Consider the following 5,036-nt stretch of genomic DNA (forward strand, 5'->3'; position numbering starts at 1 on the left):
TGTTTTATCCGCGCATGCCGCGCAAATAACCATCAGGAGTTTGTAAGTTATGGAACAAGGATGCTACACAGCACTTATCACCCCGTTCACCCCGGCAGGAGATCTGGACCGGGACGGCCTGTCCGGACTCATTGATTTCCAGATTGAAAACCGGATTTCCGGAATTCTTGCCACCGGCACCACCGGTGAAAGCCCCACATTCAAATGGGAAGAACATAATCAGGTTATTGATCTGACGGCCAAACAGACCAGGGGCAAGTGTAAATGCATCGCCGGCACCGGCTCAAACAACACGGATGAAGCCTTAAACGGCACGTCCCATGCTGCAGAACAGGGCGTGGACGGTGTGCTCCTGGTGGATCCCTATTACAATGGACCGTCCTCCCTTGAAATCAGGCGGGAATATTACGAGATGGTGGCAAGGGAAAACCCGGGCCTGGATATCATTCCTTATATTATACCGGGCCGTACCGGTGCACAGATGCTGCCCCAGGATCTTGCCATACTTTCGGACAACTATGCCAATGTAACCAGTGTCAAGGAAGCCACCGGCAATATAGACAACATGAAGCTGACCAGAAAACTTTGCGGGGACAATTTCAATATCTTTTGCGGGGATGACGCCCTGGTCTGCCGCATCATGACAGATGAACAGATCCGGGCCTGCGGGGCCATTTCAGTCATGTCAAATATTGCACCGGCATCCATGACCCAAATGGTTGAACTGCTTAACCAGGGTAAAATAGAAGACGCCCTTGCCATTCAGACCGCATTGTCTCCGTTGCTGGATATTGTGGTGATCACCACTGAAGAATACAGTAAATACGGGCCTGTCAAGTGCCGGGCCAGAAATCCTTTGCCCCTGAAAACCATGATGCAGATCCTTGGCATGCCAGCCGGCCCCTGCCGGGCACCCCTGGGAAAAATGACCCAAAAAGGATTTGATATGGCGCTTTCTGCTTTAAAAAAAGTGCAGGCAGACAATCCTGAAATTTTTGCGCCGATTGCCTCTTTCTTTAATCTGGATATTGATGCCCGCCTTAATGATTCGGCAGCCCATGAAGCGTTGTGGTATAACTATTAGGCAGTCTCCCCCCAAAAAAATCAAATAAACAGGCCCGCCGCAAAAGAATTTCTGCGGCATGCCTGTCTGCCTTGCGGATTGCCGGAAAGACACATCTATATTTACATAATAATGAGAGAAACTTCGACACTATTGACAGGTAGGCATATAAACAGGCGCCAAAGGCGCTTCGACCTCTTGTTTCCAGTTTCTTGTTTCTTGACATCAACGCTTAAGTTAATGACGCTGTAGTATCCCCGCCTTTTTCTTTCGGATTAAACATCTCCTCTCCGGTATGAAAAAAAGTGTTTCTTAGCCATTCAAATCCGAACTGGAGCAGTTTCACATCATCCTCTTTAATCCGGGTCACCCGTTCTTCAGGGATCTTGTACCTGGTAAGAAAAGAGGATTCAAACACGAACCGCTTAAACTTATCAAGATTATAGCACACCATGAAAAACATCTGTTTGGCCTGTTCAGACAGCTGCATGCTGGGCGGCAAAGATTTTTTACGGACCATGAGATCCAGCCAGCCTTCATTGACCTCGTCACGCAGATCAACCCCCTGGTCTTCACGCCATTCCCCTACGGTCCATTCGTCTGTTTCATCAAAGCCTCTGCAATGGGCTTCCTTGATCATAAAAAAGAACTCATCCTTTTCACCCTGCTCCCCGGAGTAGCTCAAAGATCCCACGCCAAGAGGGTAGTACCGGCAGGTGGTGGGACGGTCTTCATAAATCACGCACCCCTCCTTGTCCTGGACAAATGGGCAGGACCGGCGCTCATCATCAAGGAGTTTGAGGGTCACCACAGGCATATCTGCTTTTTCAAGGAGCTGGGGGGTGGTAAATATGGCCAGAAATTTTTCCGAATCCACGTCCAGTTTTTTGCGCATGGTTAAAATATCATAGGGGGTGAGCATGATATCAATCCCTCTGCAGCAGTCGGTAAAACAGGAAACTCCTTTATGGCATTTGAATTTAAACCGGCTTCCAAGACTAAGCTGCTCCGGCGGTATTTCCGCTTGGGGCTGTGTTTCATCTGTCTGATTTTCAGCGTTCATTCACTATTTCCTCATCAATTAATAACACGCAATATAAAAGTTAAATATCATACTTGAAATAGGCAATAATGTCAATCGGATAGCCGGAGACACCCAGCGAAAGTGTCCGAAAGCCCTGCAGGATAGTTGATTTTGGGTTTGACACGGCAGCCCCTCTTAATCTAAAAACAAACTAGTTTGAACATAAAAAAACTTCGACTGAAATACGCGTTCAAACACGAACAACATATTCGGGTCTGTTCTGACAGGCCCTGCCCTGAACACCCGGGATAATTTCAGTATCAAGCATTCAAAGAGGTATGATGAAAATAAAAAAAGCGGTATTTCCGGTAGCAGGTCTTGGCACCCGGTTCATCCCGGCCACCAAAGCCATGGCCAAGGAGATGCTGACCGTGGTGGACAAACCCATTATCCAGTACGCTGTTGAAGAGGCGTTCGCCGCCGGCATTGAACAGATCATCTTTGTCACGGGCCGGGGGAAAAAGGCTCTGGAAGACCACTTTGATCGCAGTTATGAATTAGAAACCATGCTCAAAACCAAGGGAAAAACAGACCTGCTGCGGCAGGTCAATGAACTGGTTCCAAAAACCGGCACCATTGTATACACCCGCCAGCATGATCCTCTGGGACTTGGCCATGCCATCTGGTGCGCCAGGGACATTGTGGGGGACGAACCCTTTGCCGTGGTTCTGGCCGATGATATGATCCAGACCCTGGGCAATCCAGTGCTCACCGAAATGGTGGAAAAATTTGAACGGTTCCGCGCCTCCATTGCTGCTGTCATGGAAGTAGAAAAGGACCAGACCGATAAATACGGCATTCTGGATGCAAGCCCTCTGGAAGAGGATATGATAAGAATTAATGACATGGTGGAAAAACCCAAACCCGAAGACGCCCCGTCCAACCTGGCCATTGTGGGCCGATACATCCTTACCCCCAAAATCTGGGAATACCTCGGAAAAAAACAGGCAGGTGCCGGCGGTGAAATCCAGCTTACGGATGCCATGAGGGGACTTTTAACCGAGCAGCCAATCTTTGGATATAAATTCAAGGGCACCCGGTTTGATTGCGGGGACAAAGTCGGATTTCAAATGGCCAATCTTTCCTTTGCCCTTGAACGGCCGGAAATGCGCGACAGACTTCTCGAGTTTATAAAAACAATCAAAACTGATGCATAAGGGACTGGGGAAAAAAGGACCGGATTTTCAGCTGCTTTTATACCGTGAATACAAAGCCATCACCCTTTGTATATAGGTCTGGGTCTCTTCATAGGGCGGAATTTCATTGTATTTGTCCACGGTCGATGGGCCGGCGTTATAGGCCGCAAGCGCAAGCGTAAGTTTCTCATTATACCGAATGAGCATCCGCTTCAGATACCGGGTGCCCCCCATGATGTTCTGGGACGGATCAAAGGGGTTTGAGATATTCAGGGAGGCATCGTTCTGGGGCATGATCTGCATGAGTCCACGGGCCCCTTTGCCGGACACGGCATTGGGGTCAAAACTGGACTCCGCATGGATCACGGCCTTGATCAATGCATGGTCCACACCAAAGGCACCGGCGGCTTTAAGAATAATATTGTCGTAGACATCAGTCCCTGCCTTGAATCTTCTTGTCCGGGCCTGTACACTGTTCACCCTCTTTTCCTTGAGAAAAAGGGTATAGCCTTGGGTTGTGGGCGTATTGGTAAAATGCATCACACCATCAGCGTCAATATACCGGTATATATCCCCCAGGGCTGTGCAGGGGCATATGAAACACAACCATGTGAAAAGAAAAAATGCCGCCCAACAGTGCGGAATCTTTACTATTCTATCTCCTTTTGCGCTTTTCAACCCGATCTTTGTACTCCTTTAATGCAAGTTTTTCCGGAAACTTAGGGTTGGCAACGTATCGCCCGGTATTTTCAAGAAAGGCCTTTACCAAATTTTCCAGCACCGCATCCTTTTCATGACTCATGATCATGTTACGTTCCAGCCGGTATCGATATTCAACGGGCGACCCCAAGGTATCCAAAATATCATGAAAGTCAGTATCAGACAGCGGCTCAGATGCAAACAATGACGTTTCCACAGGAATCTTCATTGTCGCGGTCATAATCACCACCCAGGCATCTGCCCCGATTTTTCTTGAATCGTCAAAAATTTCAAGGCAGTGACCATGGTGAAAATCTATTTTTTTATAAGGTGTTGGTTCCATTTTTTAATTTTTTATTGGCCTGTTATTATTACATGTTTTGGGCAGGATTTAAAATAATTCCAGCTGAATATCCTTGTTTTTTTGTTTTTTAACCTGCGTTTTTCCCTTTTCGTACCGGGCCAGTTCCTTTTCAATATCATCAATAAAACAGGACCGGATTCTTTGCTGGTCCCGGCCGAATATGCGTCTTTTTCGTGCATATGTCAAATAGAGCATCTCCTTTGCCCGGGTCATGGCCACGTAAAAAAGCCGGCGTTCTTCATCCGGGTCTTCCACGGTTTTCCCATCCCGGGCAAAGGGGATCGAGCCGTTTTCGCATCCTGTAAGAAAAACCACTGGGAATTCAAGGCCCTTGGCCGCATGCATGGTCATCAAAGAGACCTTTTCAACCCCTTTGTCCAAGAAATCAGGATCCTGGTCCAGCCTCAGGACGTCCAGAAGATCACAGGCAGAGGGATACCGGCCTGCCAGTGCCTTGAGCCGCTGCCATGCCGGTGCCAGTTTTTCATCGGTTTGCCCCAGGGCCTTGATGTCCAGCCAGCCCCCCAAGGTATCAAGAAGCGCTGACGTGTCCGGGGGTGCTGAAAGCGCTGCCATCCCGGGTAAAAATGGTGCAATCTGCTGCCGGTCTGCGTCACTGCCGCGACCAAGAAAAATCCGCACCAGGGCCAGCACCTCTTTTATGCCGGCCATGTCGGCCCAGTGTTCCCG

The 5,036-nt window shown here is 48.7% G+C and carries 6 protein-coding genes and 1 pseudogene; 2 read left to right on the forward strand and 5 right to left on the reverse strand.

The window, feature by feature from the left end; all coding sequences use genetic code 11:
• Nucleotides 1-49: 49 nt before the first annotated feature.
• The gene (dapA, locus tag AB7U36_RS18210; protein ID WP_428161088.1) at nucleotides 50-1,084 is read left to right on the forward strand and encodes a 4-hydroxy-tetrahydrodipicolinate synthase; all 1,035 of its coding nucleotides are present in this window, start codon (nucleotides 50-52) and stop codon (nucleotides 1,082-1,084) included.
• A 211-nt stretch (nucleotides 1,085-1,295) separates the two neighbouring features.
• Here the strand turns inward: dapA and AB7U36_RS18215 are convergent, their stop codons facing one another.
• Complete coding sequence (locus AB7U36_RS18215; RefSeq protein WP_428161089.1) at nucleotides 1,296-2,126, reverse strand: YkgJ family cysteine cluster protein; 831 nt, start codon at nucleotides 2,124-2,126, stop codon at nucleotides 1,296-1,298.
• 299 nt (nucleotides 2,127-2,425) lie between these two features.
• Between AB7U36_RS18215 and galU the strand changes: the two genes are divergently transcribed.
• Entirely contained in the window at nucleotides 2,426-3,304 is an 879-nt protein-coding gene (gene galU, locus AB7U36_RS18220; RefSeq protein WP_428161090.1) for a UTP--glucose-1-phosphate uridylyltransferase GalU, read from the forward strand.
• A 27-nt stretch (nucleotides 3,305-3,331) separates the two neighbouring features.
• Here galU and AB7U36_RS18225 read toward each other — a convergent pair whose 3' ends face one another.
• The 4 genes and pseudogenes from AB7U36_RS18225 to AB7U36_RS18240 form a co-directional block, all read right to left on the reverse strand.
• Complete coding sequence (locus tag AB7U36_RS18225; RefSeq protein WP_428161093.1) at nucleotides 3,332-3,763, reverse strand: lytic transglycosylase domain-containing protein; 432 nt, start codon at nucleotides 3,761-3,763, stop codon at nucleotides 3,332-3,334.
• A 36-nt stretch (nucleotides 3,764-3,799) separates the two neighbouring features.
• Nucleotides 3,800-3,961 (reverse strand): annotated as a pseudogene (locus AB7U36_RS18230) (DUF4124 domain-containing protein); the annotation flags it as partial.
• Entirely contained in the window at nucleotides 3,939-4,325 is a 387-nt protein-coding gene (locus AB7U36_RS18235; protein ID WP_428161091.1) for a hypothetical protein, read from the reverse strand. The gene AB7U36_RS18235 and the pseudogene AB7U36_RS18230, both read right to left, overlap by 23 nt.
• Before the next feature lie 48 nt (nucleotides 4,326-4,373).
• Nucleotides 4,374-5,036 (reverse strand): 3'-5' exonuclease (locus AB7U36_RS18240; RefSeq protein ID WP_428161092.1); only part of this gene is annotated, 663 nt, incomplete at its 5' end.

It is taken from the genome of Desulfobacter sp. (assembly GCF_050177295.1).

Bases quoted from the DNA above. Each gene is read 5' to 3' on its own strand.
- galU (WP_428161090.1), top strand. From the start codon at position 2,426: ATGATGAAAATAAAAAAAGCGGTATTTCCGGTAGCAGGTCTTGGCACC.
- AB7U36_RS18235 (WP_428161091.1), bottom strand. From the start codon at position 4,325: ATGGAACCAACACCTTATAAAAAAATAGATTTTCACCATGGTCACTGC.
- AB7U36_RS18215 (WP_428161089.1), bottom strand. From the start codon at position 2,126: ATGAACGCTGAAAATCAGACAGATGAAACACAGCCCCAAGCGGAAATA.
- dapA (WP_428161088.1), top strand. From the start codon at position 50: ATGGAACAAGGATGCTACACAGCACTTATCACCCCGTTCACCCCGGCA.